Annotated in this window: 18 protein-coding genes; 7 read left to right on the plus strand and 11 right to left on the minus strand. The window is 71.2% G+C overall.

The genetic code is table 11. The annotated features are described in order from the left end of the window. Window positions 1-14: 14 nt before the first annotated feature. Complete coding sequence (locus WMF17_RS29775; RefSeq protein ID WP_437644355.1) at window positions 15-1,160, plus strand: IS91 family transposase; 1,146 nt, start codon at window positions 15-17, stop codon at window positions 1,158-1,160. Between the two features lie 249 nt (window positions 1,161-1,409). On the opposite strand, the gene WMF17_RS29780 is transcribed toward WMF17_RS29775, so the two are convergent. The 3 genes from WMF17_RS29780 to WMF17_RS29790 all read right to left on the minus strand — a co-directional run bounded on the left by WMF17_RS29780 (window position 1,410) and on the right by WMF17_RS29790 (window position 4,480). Beyond that, window positions 1,410-2,738 (minus strand): ISL3 family transposase, encoded by a 1,329-nt coding sequence (locus WMF17_RS29780; RefSeq protein ID WP_437644356.1) that lies wholly within the window; start codon window positions 2,736-2,738, stop codon window positions 1,410-1,412. Window positions 2,739-2,957: 219 nt separating this feature from the next. Continuing rightward, the gene (locus WMF17_RS29785; RefSeq protein WP_437644357.1) at window positions 2,958-3,545 is read right to left on the minus strand and encodes a hypothetical protein; all 588 of its coding nucleotides are present in this window, start codon (window positions 3,543-3,545) and stop codon (window positions 2,958-2,960) included. Then, window positions 3,542-4,480, minus strand: a complete 939-nt coding sequence (locus WMF17_RS29790; RefSeq protein ID WP_437644358.1) for a PD-(D/E)XK nuclease family protein — start codon at window positions 4,478-4,480, stop codon at window positions 3,542-3,544. The genes WMF17_RS29785 and WMF17_RS29790 overlap by 4 nt, the downstream gene beginning before the upstream one ends. A 294-nt stretch (window positions 4,481-4,774) precedes the next feature. Between WMF17_RS29790 and WMF17_RS29795 the strand changes: the two genes are divergently transcribed. After that, window positions 4,775-5,404 carry a tyrosine-type recombinase/integrase gene (locus WMF17_RS29795; RefSeq protein WP_437644359.1) on the plus strand — a complete coding sequence of 210 codons (630 nt, stop codon included), beginning with the start codon at window positions 4,775-4,777 and terminating at the stop codon, window positions 5,402-5,404. Window positions 5,405-5,768: 364 nt separating this feature from the next. Here WMF17_RS29795 and WMF17_RS29800 read toward each other — a convergent pair whose 3' ends face one another. Beyond that, window positions 5,769-6,050, minus strand: a complete 282-nt coding sequence (locus tag WMF17_RS29800; RefSeq protein ID WP_437644360.1) for a helix-turn-helix domain-containing protein — start codon at window positions 6,048-6,050, stop codon at window positions 5,769-5,771. 164 nt (window positions 6,051-6,214) lie between these two features. On the opposite strand from WMF17_RS29800, the gene WMF17_RS29805 reads away from it, so the two are divergent. The 5 genes from WMF17_RS29805 to WMF17_RS29825 all read left to right on the plus strand — a co-directional run bounded on the left by WMF17_RS29805 (window position 6,215) and on the right by WMF17_RS29825 (window position 11,952). Continuing rightward, on the plus strand, window positions 6,215-6,865 hold the full coding sequence (locus WMF17_RS29805) for an RNA polymerase sigma factor (protein ID WP_437644361.1): 651 nt from the start codon (window positions 6,215-6,217) through the stop codon (window positions 6,863-6,865). After that, window positions 6,862-7,488: a JAB domain-containing protein gene (locus WMF17_RS29810; RefSeq protein ID WP_437644362.1), complete on the plus strand. Its 627-nt coding sequence runs from the start codon at window positions 6,862-6,864 to the stop codon at window positions 7,486-7,488. The genes WMF17_RS29805 and WMF17_RS29810 overlap by 4 nt, the downstream gene beginning before the upstream one ends. Before the next feature lie 202 nt (window positions 7,489-7,690). Continuing rightward, on the plus strand, window positions 7,691-10,387 hold the full coding sequence (locus WMF17_RS29815) for a vWA domain-containing protein (protein ID WP_437644363.1): 2,697 nt from the start codon (window positions 7,691-7,693) through the stop codon (window positions 10,385-10,387). Window positions 10,388-10,543: 156 nt separating this feature from the next. Further along, the gene (locus tag WMF17_RS29820) at window positions 10,544-10,786 is read left to right on the plus strand and encodes a hypothetical protein (RefSeq protein WP_437596568.1); all 243 of its coding nucleotides are present in this window, start codon (window positions 10,544-10,546) and stop codon (window positions 10,784-10,786) included. 431 nt (window positions 10,787-11,217) lie between these two features. Further along, window positions 11,218-11,952 (plus strand): high-affinity nickel-transport family protein, encoded by a 735-nt coding sequence (locus WMF17_RS29825; protein ID WP_437644364.1) that lies wholly within the window; start codon window positions 11,218-11,220, stop codon window positions 11,950-11,952. Between the two features lie 27 nt (window positions 11,953-11,979). Here the strand turns inward: WMF17_RS29825 and WMF17_RS29830 are convergent, their stop codons facing one another. The 7 genes from WMF17_RS29830 to WMF17_RS29860 all read right to left on the minus strand — a co-directional run bounded on the left by WMF17_RS29830 (window position 11,980) and on the right by WMF17_RS29860 (window position 19,147). After that, a complete protein-coding gene (locus tag WMF17_RS29830) occupies window positions 11,980-12,738 on the minus strand; it encodes a response regulator (protein WP_437644365.1) in 759 nt (252 codons plus the stop codon). A 4-nt stretch (window positions 12,739-12,742) separates the two neighbouring features. Continuing rightward, complete coding sequence (locus WMF17_RS29835; protein ID WP_437644366.1) at window positions 12,743-13,930, minus strand: sensor histidine kinase; 1,188 nt, start codon at window positions 13,928-13,930, stop codon at window positions 12,743-12,745. Further along, window positions 13,930-14,451 (minus strand): Rab family GTPase, encoded by a 522-nt coding sequence (locus WMF17_RS29840; protein ID WP_437596572.1) that lies wholly within the window; start codon window positions 14,449-14,451, stop codon window positions 13,930-13,932. The genes WMF17_RS29835 and WMF17_RS29840 overlap by 1 nt, the downstream gene beginning before the upstream one ends. 3 nt (window positions 14,452-14,454) lie before the next feature. Further along, window positions 14,455-16,194 carry an OmpA family protein gene (locus WMF17_RS29845; RefSeq protein WP_437644367.1) on the minus strand — a complete coding sequence of 580 codons (1,740 nt, stop codon included), beginning with the start codon at window positions 16,192-16,194 and terminating at the stop codon, window positions 14,455-14,457. Between the two features lie 94 nt (window positions 16,195-16,288). After that, a complete protein-coding gene (locus WMF17_RS29850; RefSeq protein WP_437596574.1) occupies window positions 16,289-16,879 on the minus strand; it encodes a hypothetical protein in 591 nt (196 codons plus the stop codon). 325 nt (window positions 16,880-17,204) lie between these two features. Further along, window positions 17,205-17,903 carry a hypothetical protein gene (locus tag WMF17_RS29855; RefSeq protein ID WP_437596575.1) on the minus strand — a complete coding sequence of 233 codons (699 nt, stop codon included), beginning with the start codon at window positions 17,901-17,903 and terminating at the stop codon, window positions 17,205-17,207. Further along, on the minus strand, window positions 17,900-19,147 hold the full coding sequence (locus WMF17_RS29860; RefSeq protein ID WP_437644368.1) for an MbnH family di-heme enzyme: 1,248 nt from the start codon (window positions 19,145-19,147) through the stop codon (window positions 17,900-17,902). The genes WMF17_RS29855 and WMF17_RS29860 overlap by 4 nt, the downstream gene beginning before the upstream one ends.

A 19,147-nucleotide genomic window follows, 5' to 3' on the forward strand; every position in this document is an offset into this window, starting at 1 on the left:
GCGGGCCCCGAGCTATGCTCCGGCTCGCCGACGTGGTGCGGCGGCACGGTCCAGCGTACATGGAGCGCCATGGCGCGTCCATGATGCCGAGTCATGTGCGCGCCGTAAAGGCTATTCTGCACTGCCGCACGCCGACCATGGGCGGCCATGTCGCGGCGTGCCCGCAGTGCGGGCGCGAGCACGTTCTTTATCACTCGTGCCGGCATCGCGCCTGTCCTCAGTGCGGACACGACGCGACGAAGCGCTGGCTTGTCCAGCAGCGCGAGCTTCTCCTGCCGATCCCGTACTTTCACGTCGTGTTCACGCTGCCCGCCGAGCTGCGGCGGCTCGTGCGCTCGCATCAGAGGGCGCTCGTGCCGGTGCTCTTTCAGGCGGCGTTCGAGTCGCTGGCGCGCCTGTGCGCCGATCCGCACTTTCTCGGCGGGCGGATCGGCGCGCTCGGGGTGCTGCACACCTGGACGCGCACCCTCGAATGGCATCCCCACGTCCACCTGCTCGTGCCGGGCGGCGGCATCGCTCCGGACGGCCGCACCTGGCGCGCGGCACCGCCGCGGCGCACGCGCTACCTCGTCCCGGTGCGTGCGCTCTCCAAGCTCTTTCGAGGGCGCTTTCTTCACCTCGCGCGGCGCGCCCTGCCCAGGGTCGCCGTTCCCCAGATCCCGTGGAGCAAGTCCTGGGTCGTTTTCGCCAAGCCGGTTGTGCAAGGCGCGGAGAAGGTCCTTGAGTACCTCGGCCGCTACGTGCACAGGACGGCGATCTCCGATCAGGGTCTCGTCGGCTTCGACGACCGCACGGTGACCTTCCGCTACCGGGACAGCCGGGATCATCGACGCAAGACCATGACCCTTCCGGCCCACGAGTTCCTCCGCCGCTTCCTCCAGCACGTGCCACCGAAAGGGTTGCATCGCGTCCGCGCATTCGGCCTGCTCCATCCGGCGCACCGCGACACGCTCCAGCGGCTCCAGCTCTTGCTGGCGCCGCGGCAACGGCCCGAGTCGTCCACGCCGGGGCCGCGGACACCGCCGCGTCGCTTGTGCCCGCATTGCGGGCAGGGGTCCCTAAGCCTCGTGCGCCGCCTGTCCCCAGCGGAGTGCGTCGCGCTGGCCAACGCACTCGCCGCCGAGTCCACGGTGCAGCCCCCTGCGCGTGCGCCGCCGTGACCCCGGTACTCGCGACAGGAGCGGTGGAGCCATGACCCCCCCGCTGGCACCCCACGGTAAGGACGCCCCGTGCGTTCCAAGGGACACGTGCGCGCATGACCCGAAAAACATCACGATCGCCGCTCCTCAATCCCACCGACATCGCCCGCCCGCGGCCATGAACCCCCCGCAAATCCTCGCTCGCCCCTCCACACACCGCCCTCGCAAGGATGCCGCCGTGCCTCCGCCGGCGTGAAATCCGGCTCTCTTTTAGGTTTGGTGGAAGCGTGGCCACGTGTGAACAGGTTGCAGCGAGAGACCTGAACAGCAGAGATGAATCAGCGCGATGAGGGAGGAGGCTCCGTGGAGGCCGTAGGACCGTCGCGTGATGGTGCGCACCTTGCCATTGGTGCCTTCCGAGCGTGCGTTCGACAGCCCGCTCGCGACGTAGGCGACGATGCCGTCGAGATGGTGACCAATCGTTCGCGCCGCTTTGGCGAAGGGCTTGAGACCCGAGTGCGTGGCCCACGACATCCACTCTTCGAGTTTCGCCAGTACGACATTCGGCTGACGCCGATCGAGAATGGCTGCGAACGACTCCTTGAGCAGGTAGGCGCGGTAGAGCGTCGCGTTCGTCTTCGGCAGTTCCGTCAGCTTCGCTTGCTCGATTGCAGTCAGATTCCAAGGGTTCTTCTGCAACGCGAATCGGGTATGCTTCAGCGCGCTGCGGTCTTCGGGGTCTTCGATTGTCCTCACTTCTGCACGGCGTACTTCGTCGAGCGCGTCATGAACCAGCCGCTGGACATGAAAGCGGTCAAAGATGATCTGCGCGTTCGTCGCCGACTCCGAGACCGCCGAGATGTACGCTTTCGACATGTCGATCGTGACCGCCTGGATGAGCGCGCATCGCTCCGAGCCGAGCTCTTGGAAGAAGGCCCGGAGCGTGTCGGCGTTCTTCCCCTCTCGCGCCCAGACCACGCGCCCGGTGACGTGGTCGACCACGATGGTCACGTACTTGTGGTGTTTCCTGTAGGAGAGCTCGTCGATGCCGATGTGCGTGAGCCCGTCGAGGATGTCGCGGGGAAGCCGCCGCTCGACCACGCGACTAATGATTGCACCGACCGTCGCCCACGCGACGCGCATCATCGTCGAGACGACGGTCTTCGAGGTCATCTGCGCCAGGTAGCCGACCGTCTCCTCGAAAGCGTGCGTGAACCAGCTCATCGGGTCGGCCCACGGCACCATCTCGGTAGTCACTCCGCACCGCGGGCAACGCAACCGCCGCGGCGAGTACCGGAGCTCCAGCGACATCCCCGCGAGGTCGAGGTGACGCCAGCAACGCGGTTTCCGCTGGTCGTACACCTTCCTCACCGGGCGACCGCACCCTCCGCAGCGAGGGATCTCCGTGGTCGGCTCGACGTCGCAGACCAGCCCGTCCGCCGTGAATTGCGCGCCCGTGACGCGAGTGAACTTGATTCCGAGGACATTGTTGAGCAGAGTGGTCGCGCGCACAGCCGATCGGGCTCCAAGGGTTGGTGTCGTAACCCCCGAGGTAGCCCGTCGGCTGTGCGCGTTCCATCCCCAATCGCACCGCGCCATTCCTGCGCCGAGCTCGCCCGCAACGCCGCGGGGGCCGGGACCAGGTCACGCAGCCGCGCTTCCACCAAACATCTCGGAGAGCCTGAAATCCCCAGTCACCTGCTGCTGCCATCCGGGCGGGTTTGTTCAACCAGCGTTTTAACGCCGGTCGGAGCGCCGCTCGCTTCGCGAGCGCCACTCCGCCGCCGCGAAAACGCTATTTCGTTGGGCGGCGCCACGTCACTTCGGCGGAGCGGCCATGATGCGGTCGTAGAGTTCGGAAGCGATCGGCCATGACTCGGCTGCGAGTTGAGAGGCGAGCTTCGCAAAAGAGTCGCCCTCCTTCGGGAGGATCCTTCCAAGGCGGCAAGAGCACTCTGCGTTGCGCAGGTCGAGGTTCCTCTCCTGGGCCAGCGCACTCAGCAAAGGAAAGTAACGGCGCTGCGTTCGAATATTCGCAAAAAGCTTTATCGGATTGCCGTTTTCGGAGGTCTTCCACAGGGCGAACGTTATCCAAGCCTCCCATGCGTTGCGAATGAGAAGAGGTACATCGGTGTAAGTTCTCTCCCAGATGGTGTCTCGCCGGCTCTTGTTTTTCTCGAGCGTCGCTCTATTCTTGGCGTCACCGGCCGCACTGAGAAATGCTTGACGGCACGCAAGCAAAAGGTCCACGTACGAGTCTCTTACGTGTGGCGTGATCAACTCAATCGCCTCCCGCTCCTCCGGCTTCAGTTCAGGAATCTCCTCGGTTGCGAACAAAATCGATTCCGTGAATTCGCCGTTCTCGAGAACAAACGCGAATGCTTTACTTACAACTTCGATGCTCACGTGGACTCCACCTCGGATTCAAGAAACCGTAGTGCGTTCCTTTGCGTTCGGAGTGACCAGTAATCGAAGGTGTCCGCCTCCGCCAGGCCATACAAGTGGACCGCCACAGTTTTCAGGTACATTGACAAATACATGTGCTCCGACGTTCGTCCTGAAATCGCCACCGGGAGCCATAGCCTGAGAAGATCGCGGAAGATGATGTGTCGCGCAGCTTGTTTGACGCTAGGCCGTTGCTCCGGGTCTTGTGTTAGGAACACGAGGATGCCCTCGCGAGCGCCTTGTGCGCAGAGCTCGCCGAGAGCCGCGGCGTAGTCCGGTACCTGTTGAAGCCCCTCCGCCGCGTCGACCTTGACCTCAATGAGCACTACGGCACGAGGTGACTCGATACTGATATCGACTCTACCGTGCTTCCCGAGGTGGCGCTCGGTGCGCACTTCTGCGCCGACGAAGTTAAGGGCCTCCGGAATGGCCCCCTCTTCTTCCTCACTGGTCGGATGTATGAGAAACGTTCCGAATGCAGCTCGGCAGGCCGTGCCAACATCCCCGCTCTTTCGTGGATCGAGAAAGTGGGCGACGAGCGCCGAGTGCACTACCTCGACATGCGCCTGACCGAGCGGGCCAAGAAGGTCCGGACGCGTTTCCAGAACGCCAAGCATTGCGCGACGGGCAGAAGGCAGCGCTTTCCGTCTTTCCACACTGGCTCCCGCCACGCGCCACAGTATATCTTTGGGGCTCGCCATGATGACGCGCTCAAAGATCTCAGTATTAGCGGGGGACGCCGGCACAGGACCATGCTGGGCCGCGAGATCCTTCGCGAGAGCGACGAGCTGCCCAAGGTAGGTTTGCCGGCGACGCAGCAAATCCTCCGATTGAGCCTGAACGTCCAACGTAGCCGCGAGTGTCACCAGAGAGTCGAGATAGTCCTGCCGGTTCATGGTCGTTCCGCGCTGCCCCAAATAGGTGACAGTTGCGCCTAGTGGCTCCAGTTCCGGGCCGCCCAACGTCGCAATTAGCTGTGACGCATGACATATCTATGCATTTCACATGTAGGCCGCGAACCGTGGCACCCTATCTCCATATTCCCGAGGATAAGTCGCGGCCCATCATGGCCTATCTCCGCAATCCCGCAGACAGGCCGCGACCTTCCGCAGCCTATCTGCGGGATTGCGGAGATAGGCCGCCGCTGCGTACCTACGTATTCCCGTTGCTAGGTCTCGGACGGCGACGGCGTGTCGTCGCGCAAGATTCGCGCCGATGGCTGGGTACCCATCCGCTTCCACAGCGGCAAGCCCCCACGGCAGATGGGCGCGGAAGAGGTCACGGCCTTCCTTGACGAGCTTGCGGTCGCACGCCGCACCGCGGCATCCACGCAGAACCAAGCGCTGTGCGCGCGCCTCTTCCTTTACAGGCGGGTTCTCGACCTGCAGATACCCCGGCTCGAAGCGCTCGAACGCGCACGCCGGCCGGAGCACCTCCCCTCGGTCCTCTCGCGGCAGGAGACGCTCACCTTGCTCGAAGACTTCGTCCCGCCTTTTCGGCTCATCGGCGAGCTCCTCTACGGAAACGGCCTCCGGCTCCTCGAAGCGCTTTCGATTCGCGTCAACGACGTCGACCTCGATCGACGACAAATATCGGCAGTGCAAAGGGCCGTGCACGATGTCGGACGCGCGGCGGAGCTCGCCAAGCGCGCGACATGCCGACCCCTCCGCCACAGCTTCGCGTCCCACCTGCTCGAGGCGGGCATCGACATCCGGACGGTCCAGGCGCTGCTCGGCCACAAAGATGTGCGGACCACGATGATCGACACCCACATCGTCGACCGCGGCCCTCTCGGCGTCATCAGCCCCCTTGGCCGCTGACCGCCGCGTCAGCGGGGAGCGCCTTGAGCTCCGACCCCACCCCGTCGTCCCGGCCCCACCCATCGTGAAAGGTAGCGTACCTGACGGCTACGCCGCCTTGTCAAGGAGACCAACGCGTGTTCGTGCGGGCTCCACACCGGACGACTCGAGCTCGGCCGCGGCGTCCACGCCGCGCGCTCGCGATGGGCATCCCCCGCGCCGATCCCGTCATCGTCACGCCCACCGGGGCAGCTCCGTCCCGAGGCAGGCGGGCGGCCCAGGATCTGGGCACCGGCGTGCCATGGGCGATGCCGCGCGCGACGCACGTGACGTGGGCGCCGCCTCGTTCCGCAGCGGCCTCGAAGCGCTTGCCCAACGGTCGGGATCACAGCTCGCGGGGTCGTGCCTTGCGTGGCCGGCCCCGCTTCACCGGCGGTAGCTCCCGCTGGCGGAACAGCGCGCCAGGCCGGACGCCGAGCACGTCGGCCAGCCTCACGAGGACGGCCACCCCGACGTTGGTCTGGGCGTGCTCTACCTTCTTGAGGTTGCGGAGGCCGACCCCTGCCGCGTCGGCGAGCTCTTGCTGCGTCATGCCGCGCTTGAGGCGGATCCTTCGGACATTGGCCCCGATGAAGTTGAGCACCTCCTGCAGCCGGGGATCATCCATGGGGAGCTCGTCGGCTCTCGTGCGAGCTGGAATAGTGCCCTCTAGGGCACATTTGGATTGCTGGGTCCCTCTGCACCACGTAAGCTCCCCGCAAGCAAGTGCTGCCCGCGACGGGTGCAACCGTCCGGGCAGCGTGGCCGAACCCCGCACACACGAGGTCCGACATGACAACAGTACGTTCCCGCCCCGAACAGGGCCAAGAGATCGATCCGCCCTCACGCCGCCGGCCGCGCTCCACGGCGCGCGGCCGGCTCGCCCGCCCGCCCGAGCCCCGTCACCAATCAGCTCACCCCGCCGTCTATCTCGAAGCCGCCGCGCTCCTCGAACAGCGCCCGCTCATCCGCAGCACGCTCCGCGCCCGCGGCGTTCGCGCCGCGGATCTCGACGACATCACGCAGGAGACCGTGCTCGGCGCCTGGCGCAGCCTGCGCGCCGGCCGCTTCCGGCCGTCTCCGGGACAGCCGCCGGCCGACGCCCTCCGCACCTGGCTCGCCGGTGTCGCCTTGCGACAGGCATCGCACTACCGCGAGAAGGCATACCGCCGGCACGAGGTGCCCGCGGTCGATCCTGACCGGCTCGCTCTCCTCGCGGCGCCCTCTCCGGAGGAACGAATCGTCGCGCGCGGGCTGCTCCGTGCCTTCCACCGTCTCCGCGCGGAGCTCCGCGAGGTCCTGGCGCTCACCGCCACCGGCATGACGATGCGCGAGATCGCGGCGGCGCTCGCGATCCCGAGGCCGACGGTGGCCACGCAGCTCCGCCTCGCGCGGCGCCTCTTCGCCCGGTCCCTCACCCGCCGGCGGAGGTGGCCCCGATGAGCAGCGCCCCCGTCGACGCCCCCGCCGAGACGGCGGCCGAGATCCCGACCGCGACCGAGGCCGGCCTGATCGAGATGGTGCTCGCCATCCCGACCGTGGGGTCGCGCATCCTCGGCACGGCCGCCCTCCCCTCCCTCGGTCGCCTCTCTCCGGCGGCCATCGCCGAGCGAACCCAGATCGCGCTCGTGGACGCGACCCGCCTCGCCGCGGCCTTCGAGCTCGGCCGCCGCGCCCACGCCGCGCGCGCTCGCCGAGGCGCGCTCCTCACCGACGCCGCCCGCGTGGCGCGGTACTTCGGCCCGAGGCTCGCGCCCCTCGTCCACGAGGAGCTCTGGATCGCGGCGCTCGACAGCCACGGCCGCATCCGCGAGACGCGCATGCTCGCCCGCGGTGTCGACGACGCCCTCTACGCGGGCCGCGCGACCATCCTGCGCACGGCGCTGGACATGGCAGCCATCCGCTTCGTCCTGGCCCATAACCACCCGAGCGGCGATCCGGCGCCGACCGGGGAGGACCAAGCGATGACCCAGGAGCTCCGCGATCTCTCCTGCGCGCTGAACGTCCCGCTCCAGGCGCACGTCATCGTCACGCCCAGCGGGCGGTACCAGGCCGTCCTCGAGTAGGCCATCGCGGGGGCGGCGCCCCCGCCTCACCTGACCCCCTCGTCCCCGGAACCTCCGCGCGGCGCCGCTGTCTTTCCGCAGGCACGACGGACAGCCGGCCAGCGCGGCCGAGCGCCCGCCTGAAGGACGCGGATCCGCGCGTCCTCGGCGCGGTTCCTGATGACGTGAGCGCGCCGCTCCGCGCGGCGCACAGGGGAGATCTATGCCCAGCGCGAACACGACGGACGCCGGGGATGGCGCCACCGCCGCCACCCATCCAGACCTCACGGCCGCGAGCCCCACCGACGCGGCGAGCACCGGCGAGGCCGCGGTGGCCGCGGTGCGCTCCGTGGAGATCCTCATCTCCTGGGGCACGACCGTCCTCCTCGTCCAGCACCTCGCGCCGCCCCGCGCGTTCGACGTCGGCGAAGGGCGCGCCGACGGGCGCCCGTGCGACGGCTTCCTCCCCGAGCGCGTGCTCGGCGCGCGCCGCGCGCCCCTCCTCGAGGTCGATCGCGCCGGGCGCGTCCGCTTCGTCCTGCTCGGCGCCGCGACGGGGACGCTCACCCTGGGCGGCGCGCCCCTGTCCGCCGCCGCCGCGCGGGAACGGCACGCCGGCGCGGCGCACGCGGAGATCCCCGGCGCGGTGCTCGTCCCCCTCCCCGCGCACGCCCGCGTGGACGTCGAGATCACGGGCGTCCGGATCCAGGTCGGCGCCGACGTCGCCGCGGGCGAGCGCGCGCGCCGGTCGCTCGTGAGCCGGAAGAGCCTCGCCCTCCACGCCGCCTCGGCGGCCCTGCACCTCGGGCTCCTCGGCGCGCTCGCGCGCTGGGCCCCACCCCCCGTCGACCCGTCCTCCGGCATGAGCGCCGATCGGATCGCGCTCGTGCAGCAGTACCTCGCGTCCGCAGACGAGCGCGAGCTGCGCGCTTCGCACGAGGAGGAAGGCGAGCAGAGCGCGGACGCGAAGGAGGGCGGCACGGGAACGAGGGCGAAGGGCGAGGAAGGATCGATGGGCAACCCGCACGCGCCCGGGATGGCGATGGGGAACCGGTGGGGGGTGGCCGGCCCGAGCGATCGCCACGCGCCGCACGGGACGCCGCAGGAGGCGCTGCGCGACGCGGCGGAGTTCGGGATGATCGGCCTGCTCAACCGCGGCGCCGGCGGCCAGCCGAGCGCGCCGACGACCGCGTGGGGCCACCCCAGCGCGCCCGCGGGCGCCGGCGGAGCCGGCCTCCCCCTGGACGGCCTCGGGGACTCAGGCGGCGGGGGGCTGGGGCTCGGCGCCATCGGGACGATCGGGCACGGCGCGGGCGCCGGGACAGGCCAGGGGTTCGGCAGCGGTCTCGGGCGCGCCGGCGCCGCCGCGCCGCCGGGATCGCCGCGGGGCGCGGCCGCCCACGCTCCGGAGGCCGAGGTCCCGCTCGATCCGAACGGCCGCTTCGCCACCACGTACCGGCCCGGGGGCGGTCACCTCGCCGCCTTCGAGGCCGCCCTCGCGCGCGGCGTCGTGCCCGAGGCGGAGCGCGAGCTCGTCAGCGACGTCGGCGCCCGCTACGCCCCGGAGGTCCCGCTCGCTCCCGGCAAGGCGCTCGGCCTGCGGACCGACCTGGAGCGCGCCGCGCTCGGACCGGGCGGCGGCGCCCTCCACCTGCGCCTCGCGCTCCGCTCCGCCGCGGCGGCGGCGGCGCGGCCGCACCTCTCGGTGCACCTCGTCCTCGACACGAGCGGCTCGATGGCCGGCGCGCCGATCGAGAGCGCCCGCCGCGCGGCGCAGGCGCTCGTCGACCGCCTCGCGCCCACCGACGACTTCTCGCTCACCACCTTCTCGAGCGACGCCGAGGTGAGGATCGAGGACGGCCCGGTCGGCCCGCGCCGCGCGGCGATCCGCGGCGCCATCGAGGGGATCCGCGAGGGCGGCGGCACGAACATCGGCGCGGGGCTCACGCTGGGCTACGCGCAGGCCAGCCGGCCCGGCATCCCCGAGGACGCCGTGCGCGTGGTGCTGCTCGTCTCCGACGGCCGCGCGACAAGCGGCCTCACCCACGGCGAGCGGCTCGCGCGGCTCGCGCTCGATGCCTTCCAGCGCGGCGTCCAGACGAGCGCGCTCGGGCTCGGCGACGACTACGACGGCCAGCTCATGAGCGCGATCGCGAGCGACGGAGCAGGCGGCTACTACTACCTGCGAGACCCCGCGCAGATCGCGCCCGCGCTGTCGACCGAGCTCGACAAGCGCCTCGACCCGGTGGCGACCGCCGTCGAGGTGCGCGTCCGCCTGAAGCGCGGCGTCGACCTGCTCCGCGTCTACGGCTCGCGCCGGCTGAGCGACGCCGAGGCCTCCCGCGTCCGCGCCCAGGAGATCGCCGCCGACGTCGCCGCGCTGTCCCGGGACAGGATCGCGGTCGACCGGCGCGACGACGCCGAGGGCGGCATGCGCTTCTTCCTGCCGATGTTCGCCCGCGATGACCGGCACGCCCTCTTGCTCAAGCTGAGCGCCGAGCCCGGCACCGGGAAGCGTACCCTGGCGACCGTCGAGCTCAAGTACAAGGACCGACTCTCCAGGAAGAACGTGATCGAGGAGATCCCGATCGAGGTGCGCTACGCGGACAGCGACGCGGCGAGCGCGGCGTCCGTCGACGCGTCGATGACGCGGACTCTTCAGGGCTTCGCCGCGGGCGAGTCGCTCGCCGAGGCCGCCGCCCGCGTCGGGCGAGGCGACCCGAGCGGCGCGGCCGCGCTCCTCACCGAGCGCGAGGGCATCCTGCGCGAGGCGGCGGCCCGGCTGAACGAGCCGCTGTTCCTGGAGGACGCTGCGCGCCTCGCGCGCCTCCGCTCGCACATGGGCGCAGAGCACGGCCTCGGCGACCCGCTCGTGCTCGCGATGCTGCTGGAGACGGCGGGCCGATCCCACCTGCGCTGACGCGCGCAATCGCAGCGCGCGCACGGGCGGAGGCGTCGCCCAGGTGGTAGGCTGAGCGCGGCCATGACAGAGAGAGTCTCATCGACCGGCCGCGCTGCGCTGCGAGAGTCGCTGCTCCAATTCTCCGCCTTCGCCGACGCGCTCGAATCCCGTGCCATGCGCGAGGCCATCGAAGCCTGCGTTACCGTCCTGGACGCTCCAGGACCGCTTGACAAACGCGTCCTTGCCCCGTGGCTCAAGGTCGTCCACGAGCGCGCCGCCGAGGTCTTTCGTCGGGGCATCCGCGAGACCTCGGGGATGCTGCGCCAGCAGATGATGCACGGGCTGAAGCAGGCCGAAGAGGACGCGGTCTGGATGCAAGAGGCCATCGACGCGCTGAGTCGAGACCACGCCAACTGACACGCCGGGAGGAGACGGCATCTGGGGTCCTGGGGACCAGGCGCTCGTACAAAAGATCTGTATTCCTCGAACCACGCTGGAAGCGACGCGGCGTGGGACGATGGTTGTGGATGGACTGCTGATCGACGGCTGATCGACGGCTGATCGACGGCTGACCGGCTGCTGCCGGCTGCTGATGGATGAGCGCGCCTCGTCAGGCTGCGCTGTTCGTGTGTCACGCATCACCGCGCCCGACGAACCGACTTTCTTGGGCCGAGTCAAGACGGCATTCTTCACCGGATCTGCCGGGAGTCCAGGGAGCTCCGCGGGCCGGACGAGACGAGACCGCGCGCTGGAGCGCCACGCGAGGGCCGGTGCGCCGCGGGCGCTGCAGGGAGCCGCCCCTTCGCCGGCGTAGCACGGGGCGCGTGGTCCGTGCTACGAAACGGGCCATGTTCGCCTCGGCGTTTCCGCTGCTGCTCCTCGGCTTCTCCCTCGGTATGCGCCACGCCACCGACGCGGACCACGTGATCGCGGTGGCGACGATCGTGAGCCGCGTCCGGAGCCTCGGGGTGGCGCTGCTGATCGGCGCGATGTGGGGTCTGGGGCACACCCTCACGCTGATGCTCATCGGGGGTGGCATCCTCCTGTTCGGGCTCGTTGTGCCGCCGCACGTCGGCCTGGCCATGGAGCTCACGGTCGCGCTGATGCTGATCGGCCTGGGCGCGTACCATCTCCTGCGGCTCTACCGGGCGGTCCGGCGGGGCGAGCCGCAGGCGCAGGGGGCGGAGCATCACGACGGCCACCGGGACGGCGTCGGCTGGGCGGATCGCGTCTTCGGCCGGTCGCGCGCCTACGTGAGCCTCCGGCCGCTGCTCATCGGCGTGGTGCACGGGGTGGCGGGCTCCGCGGCGGTCGCGCTCCTCGTGCTGACCACGGTGCGCGATCCGCGGTGGGGGCTCGGGTACATCGCGCTGTTCGGCGCGGGCACGATCGCCGGGATGATGCTGATCACCGGGATGCTGGCCGTGCCGTTCGCGTACACGAACGCCCGCTTCGGCGGGATGCACCGCGCCCTCGGCGCGGCCGCGGGCCTGCTCAGCGTGGGCTTCGGCCTGTTCCTCGCCTACGACATCAGCGTCGGGTCCGGGCTGTTCACGGCCAACCCGCAGTGGACGCCCGGCTGACGGCGCCCGCCCGAGGCCGCGGGGCGCCTACCGGCTCGCGGTCGACCACGCGCGCTCGGCCTCGCGCGGCGGCGCCGGCGCGAGGTGGGCGTCGATCTGGGTCATCAGCCAGTCAATGAACTCGTCCTTCAGGATCGTCTGCGCCACGTGCAGGTCGGTCCAGACGGGCGCGCGCGCCGCGGCCCGATCGCTCGTCTGCACCACGACCGGGATCGTGCAGAACCTCGCGTCGGCGCGCATCGCGCGGATGAGCTCCATCCCGTTCATGACGGGCATGTGGACGTCCACGATGGCCAGCGCCACGGGCTCGCTCGAGAGCAGCGCGAGGGCGTCGCGCCCGTTCTCGGCCTCGAGCACGATGAAGCGCGGCTCGAGGATGAACCGGTAGCACGCGCGGATGTCCGCGTCGTCGTCCACGACGAGGACGGCGACCCCCTCGGCGGCGCCGAGCACGCGCTCGACGGCGGCGCGCAGCTCCGCGGCGGTGACGGGCTTCCGCACGTAGCCGGCGACCCCTCGCAGGATCGCCTCCGCCGGCTTGTTCACGACGGAGACGAGCATCACGGGCACCCGCTCGCGCGACTGCACGAGCCGGTTGAAGGCGAAGCCATCCATCTCGGGCATCAGAAAATCGGTGAGGATGAGGTCCGGCGTCCAGGTCCGGAGGAGCTCGATCGCCGCGCTCCCGCTGGTCACGGTCCGGACGTCGTACGCCGCGCCGTCGAGCGCCTCGGCCATCCACGCGAGCGTCCCCGAATCATCGTCGACCAGCAAGAGCTTGGCCATGTCATCACTCCCTTCGCGCTTCGCGCTGGGCCCCGCCGCCCGTCGCCTCGCCCGCCGCGCCGACGCGCCGCAGCCGGACCCAGAACGTCGCCCCTCCTTCCGGCCGCGCCTCGTACCCGATCGCCCCGCCCCACCGCTCCACCGCGATCCGGGCGCCGTAGAGCCCGAGGCCGCTGCCCGCCCCCGGGTCGCGGCCGTGCGCGAACTTCTGGAACAGGCGCGGCGCGATGGCAGGCGAGACGCCCGGGCCCTCGTCCTCCACCGTCAGGCGAGCCCACCCGGGCTCGTCCTCGTGCACGAGGACCCGCACCGACGTGCGCGCAGGCGTGAAGCGGAGCGCGTTCTCGACGAGGTTGGAGACGACGCGTGCGAGCCTGCGCCCCTCGCCGGCGACGCAGCACGGCGGTCCCCCGCCGCTCTCCGGCGGTCCTTCCAGGCGAACACACCGGCTGCACGCCATGGGCAGGAGCGCCTCGACGACCTGAGCGACGGTGCCGCGCAGGTCCGCCACCTCAGGGAGCTCGCCGCCGGAGGCATCGAGCGCGGCCCCCTCGGCGGCGAAGGTGTCGAGGATCTCCCGGATGAGCTCGCGCTGGCGCAGGGCGGCCTTGAGCGCGATCGCGGCGAGCGCGCCGCTCTTCTCGGGGAGCGGCTGCTCCTGCAGCAGGGAGAGGGCGCCGAGGAGGCTGTTCAGCGGGCCGGAGAGGTCGTGAACGATGCAGTGGACGAGGACGTCCTTCCGCTCGACCTCGCGCGACAGCGCCTCGTGCACGAGGCGCAGCTCGCGCGCCCGCTGGAGGACGCGGCGGCGCTCGTGAAACAGCGCGTCGTTCCGGGTGATCACGAGCAGCCGCGAGGAGCCCACGCAGAGCGCCGTCGCCTCGAGGTGCAGCGCCTCGTCGTCCTCGGTCATCTGCGTCCAGCAGTCGGATTGCACGCCCCCCTGCGTCCAGCAGTCGGCTCGCGCGCTCCGCGATGCGTCCGTGGACCAGGCCCGCTCCGCCTCGGGGAGGAACACCTCCAGGAACGGCAGCGCGCGATCGATCCGGAGCGGTGTATCGCGCCACGGCGGCGCGATCCCGAGCCGGAGGAACCACGGCGGCGGCTCGCCGCGGACGACGAAGGCGCCGTCGCGCAGGCGCTCGAGCACGAGCATGTCCAGCGCCGAGAGGAGCCAGGTGTCCACGTCCATCAGCCCCGCCACAAGGGCGCATCGCTCGCCAGCATGGCGCGCGCGAGCGCGCTGAACGCGCCCTCGACCCCGGCGCCGGTCTTGGCGCTCGTCCTCGCGACCAGGAGGCCCGCCCTCCTCAGCCTGGCCTCGGCGGCCTCGTCGATCTCCCACGCTGCCGTGAGATCGGCCTTGTTCAGGGCGACGACGGACGGGAGCTCCCCGGCCGTCGCCCGCGCCGCGGCGTGGAGGCGGAGCCCCGTCTCCACCGTGAAGCGCCGCGTGCCGTCGATGACGAGGAGCAAGCCCGCGGAGCCGCGCACGTACGATATCTGGACGTCCTGGAACTCGTCCTCTCCGCTCAGGTCCCAGAGGACGAGGTCGAGCTCGCGATCATCGCACCTCACGCGCCGCGTCTCGATCGTCACGCCGATGGTCGTCAGGTAAGACTCGGAGAAGATGCTGCGCGCGAAGCGGGCGACGAGGCTCGTCTTGCCGACCCCCGTGGCGCCCAGCACGCAGACCTTGCGTTTCTCCGCCATGACTCACTCCTTGCTCGCCGCGCGCAGGTCCACAAGGAAGATCACGCTGCGCGCGCGCCGCGCGTCCGCGCCGGTGATGCACCCGCTCGGCGCCGCTCCCCCGGGGCAGGACGGGGACAGGAGCTCGCGCCGCAGGCCCACGCCGCTCACGCGCAGCCGGTCGGCCGGGATCCCGCGCGCGCCGAGCTCGGCCGCGACGTGCTCCGCGCGGGCCGCGCTGAGCGCTCGATTCGACGCCTCCGACCCGACCGGATCCGCGTAGCCGATCACGCGGATCTCGGCGGTCATGCCGGCCTCGCGCGCGAGCGCGAACAGCCGCTCGGCCGCGGCCGCGGCCTCGTCGACGCGCGCGCGCTGCCCGGAGGAGAGCCGCGCAGCGCCGCGGCGGAAGAGGAGCTCGATCCCCTCGAGGGATCTCGCCGCGGCGCGCGCCCGGTCGATCGACTCCTGGGCCTGCAGGCGCTCGCCGTCGAACCCCGAGACGCCCGGGAGCACCGCCGCCGACCAGCGCGCGCGCTCGATCCAGCGCTCGGGCGCGACGCCGCTGGCCACGAGGACGCCGTCGCGCAGCGAAAGAGAGACCCCCGGCGGCGGCTCCAGCGCCCGCGCCGCCCGGCGCTCGACGATCTGCGGGTGGAGAGAATAGAAGGGCTCGAAGCGCAGCGTGACCGCCGGGGGCGCGGGGACGCCGCGCTCGATGACCGCCCTCGGATCGGCGGCGAGCGGATCGCGCAGGCCCGTGAGCGCGACATGGCCGTCGCGCCGCTCCGCCGCGGTCACCAGCAGGCCGGGCTCGCGCCGCAGCGCCTCGACGCAGTCGGCGAAGCGGCGCTGGTCCTCCCACGAGGCGCGCATCCAGAAGACGAGGGCGGTCGCGGCGAGCGCGGCCAGCACGGCGGCCGCCGCGACCGCGGCCCGACCTCGGCCCGGGGCCGGCTTGCGTTGCTGTTGCAGGCAGCTCGAGAGCAGCTCGCGGGCGCCGGAGAACGGCGTCCGATCGCCGCGGAAGCCGGCGAGCTCGCCCCCGTACGCGAGGTGAACGCGCTCCAGCGCCTCGCACAGGACGGTCCCGTACGCCGGCGGCGCCACGCCGCGCACGATGGCCACGAGGAGGGCCGACGGGCCATGCTCCACCCACCCCGTGAGATCTCCCACGCGAAAGCGCTCCAGCCGCGCATCGGTCCGAAACGCGTCGTGGGCGAACGCGTCGATGGCGGTGAGCATCGCCGAGACCTGATCGGGATCCCTGTAGGGGATGTCCTTGGCGCTCACGTGCTCGAGGACGATCCCCGTCCCGCGGTGGACAAGGAAGAGCTGCTCGGTCCGGTAGACCATCGAGCGGAGCAGCACCACTTCGGCGAAAGAACGCCCCGTGCGGCGCGCCTCGAGGCGCCAGCGCAGGCTCTCCCAGGAAAGGCCGAGGGCGAGCGCCTCGTTGAGGCGCTGGATCATCGCCCGGAGAGCGCAGGCCACGGCCCCGCGGATGGCCGGCCCCATGGCGGGGGAGATCGCTTCCGCGAACGACCCCGGGTCGCGGCGCACGCGCTCGTGGATCGCGGCGGCGATGAGCGGCTCCAGCGCCCACGAGAGCGCCTCGCCCTTCTTGCGGCTCTCGATCACGGCCTCGGGCAGCACCCCCGCGACCATCTCGGCCATGGACTGGTCCAGCCGCTCCTCGAGCCGCCGGATGCGGCGCTGCTCGGGGCCCACGAGCAGGGGGCGGAGGTCTTCGAGCGTCCTCACCGGCGAGGGTGCCCCGCGACGCGCTCTCGGCTGTCCCATCGTTCGTCTCCGGACCTCCGCGCCCGCACCCGCTCACCGGAGCGGCGCCGTCGCCTCACGCGGCCTCGTCCGAGCGGCGCTCCGTCTTCTGGTACCGCTCGGACTCCGCGGCTCCCTCGCGCGTCGGCGTGTCCGGCGCGCCCGCGTCGATGCTGTCGGCCCACATGGCGGCGAGCTCGCGCTCGAGCAGGTTGCTCAGCTCGCTCCGCGTACGCCGCGTCTCGTCGAGGAACGATTTGGACTGCTCGAGCAGCTGTTGCCGGAGCTCGCGCTGCGTGCGCTCCACGAGATCTTCCAGCCGCTGGACCCGCTGATCGAGCAGCTCGAGCGCCTCGCGCGAATCGCGCGCGACGTTGCCGAGCGCGCCGGCGCTGGCCGCGCGGTGGGCCTCGGTCGACGCGCTGAGCGCCTCGATCTCCCTGCGCACGTGCGCCTCCAGCACGTCCAGGCGCCGTCGCGCCTCGATCCGGAGCTCCTCCGCCTGGGCGGCGACCTGAGCGTCGGTGTGCGAGAGCCGGCGAGCGAGCTCGCGGAGCTGGGCGCCGCACAGGATGTCGCGCACCTGCTCCAGGCTGTTGGTGATCGCGGACTCCGCGTGCCCTGCGCTTGCATCGAGCTCCGTCCGCCCGCTCGTCCTCATGGTCATGATGAAGATCCCCCGACGCGCTACATGGGTCAGCGCCGCGGCTGCTGGTAGCCCTCGGGAGGGCGTCGGGGCTGGCCACACAGCGCGGGCCGAGAAGCCGCTCGGCCGCTCCGGGGCGGCGCACGGGGGCTCCCGGAGCGCGGGAAGATGCGTGCGCGCGGGGACGGACCGCCCTCCTGCGCGACGGAGGGCCTCCGGGCCGCCACGGAGGCCCTCAGGGCGTCACAGGAGAGGCCCTCAGCCTCCAGGGCGCCACGGAGGCCCTCAGGGGCGCCACCGAGGCCCTCAGGGCGCCACCGAGGCCCTCAGGGCGCCACCGAGGCCCTCAGGGCGCCACGGAGAAGGAGACCGGCTCGCCGGGGAACGGTCCGCCGCCCTGCACGATGCGGTTGTTCTCGAACACCGCGTTGATCACGCTGGCGGTGATCGGCGCGCCGGCAGCGCGGAGCTTTTCCCAGGCCGCCGCGTCCGGCGTGTAGCTCAGCTTCGTCGTGAACACCCGGAGCAGCCCGTCGCGCTCTGCAGTCGAGAAGACAAGGAAGTAGGCGCGCCCGTTGATGGGCGTCCCGTGCGCCCGCGCCGCGCGCACCGGCCCGAGGAGCGCGCCGACCTCCGCCCAGAGCGCCCCCCCCGCCGCGCCGAAATCCCCCGCCCCCGCCGCGGCGCCCGCGAACCGCAGCGCCGGCGCGGCCCGAGGGGCCGTCCACTGCGCCGCGCCCGCGACATGGAAGGTCAGCTCCGGCGCGGCGTCGCCGGCGAGCGTCGCGCCCTCCGCGGGCGCGTCGAACACCGTCCCCTGCGACGGCTCGTCCTTCGGCTCCGCCGCGAGCAGCGCGAGCAGCGCCTCGTCGGTCGCGCCGCCCTCGTAGATGACGTCGTCCAGGTCCGGCCCGGACGATGTCCCGCTCGACGTGTCCCCGTGGTCGTGGTCGTGGCCGCACGCGCCGGCGTACATCGCGGCCGACACGAGCGCCGCCAGCGCGGGGACGAGGAGCGCCCTCTGGAGGATGGGGGCCCGGCTCACGGCGCCTCCGCCCACGGATCCGCGTAGCGCGGGTCCTTCAGAAACGCATCGTCGGTCAGGCTCTGCAAGAAGGCGATCACGTCTGCTTTCTCCTCTGCTGTGAGATCGAACCCGGTGATGAGCTCGCTCTTGAACTTGTTCTCGCTCCCCACACCGGCGTTGGGGCCGTCCTCGATCGTGCGCCCTCCAGCGGCGTAATGGTCGAGCACCTCGTCGAGCGTCGCGACGCTGCCGTCGTGCATGTACGGCGCCGTGAGGGCGATGTTGCGCAGCGTGGGCGCGCGGAACCGGCCCATGTCCGCCTCGTTGCGGGAGATCTCGTAGACCCCGGCGTTGCCCTCGGGGTAATCCCCGCTCCCGCCGATGTTGTAGAGCCCCGTGTTGTGGAACATCACCTCCGTGAAGGTGGTCCCGTCGTGCTGCACCGAGTCCGACAGGTTGAAGCCGCCATGGCAGTGGAAGCACTCGAGCTTCTCGGAGAAGAAGAGATCCATGCCGCGCAGCGCCGCGTCCGGCATCCCCGAAGGGTCGCCGTCGTAGCGGTACCGGTCGTAGGGCGAGCGGTACGAGAGCAGCGACCGCTCGAACGCCGCGATCGCCTTCGTGATGTTGGCGAGGTCGATGGGGGCCTCGTCGCCGGGGAAGGCCGCGGGGAAGAGCTCCTGGTACAGCGGCTCGCCCCGGAGCCGCTCGAACAGCTCTTCTTCCATGCCCACGAGCCCGAGCTCGACAGGCGTCTCGCCGAACATGGGAAGGAGCGCCTGCTCCTCGAGCGTGTCGAGGAGCGGGTTCCCCCAGGTCAGCGTCGTGAGGTAAGCGACGTTGACCAGGGCCATCGAGCCGCGCGAGTGCAGCTGGCCGGTCGACCCCTTGGCGCTCGCGAGGCCGTCGGTGAACGCGAGCTCCTGGACATGGCACGAGCCGCAGGAGTACGTGCCGTTGCCGGACAGGCGCCTGTCGTAGAACAGCCGCCTGCCGAGCTCGACCTTGACCGACGACATCGGGTTGTCCTGGGGGACCTTCGGCACGGGAAAGCCCGGCGGCAGCCCCCATACGTACGGGCCCGCGTCGCCTCCCCCGCCATGTCCACCATCGCCCCCGCCCTGGCCGCCGGCGCCCTCCCCCGAAGGCCCGCCCGCGCCCGGCGAGACGTCGCCACAGGCACAGGCGAGGGCCGCCAGCGCGGCCAGGGCAGAGGAGAGCGCGGAGCGGCGGAGGGCGGTCACCAGAGCGAACATCGTCAT

This window comes from Sorangium sp. So ce362, assembly GCF_051519845.1.
Lineage (GTDB): Bacteria > Myxococcota_A > Polyangia > Polyangiales > Polyangiaceae > Sorangium.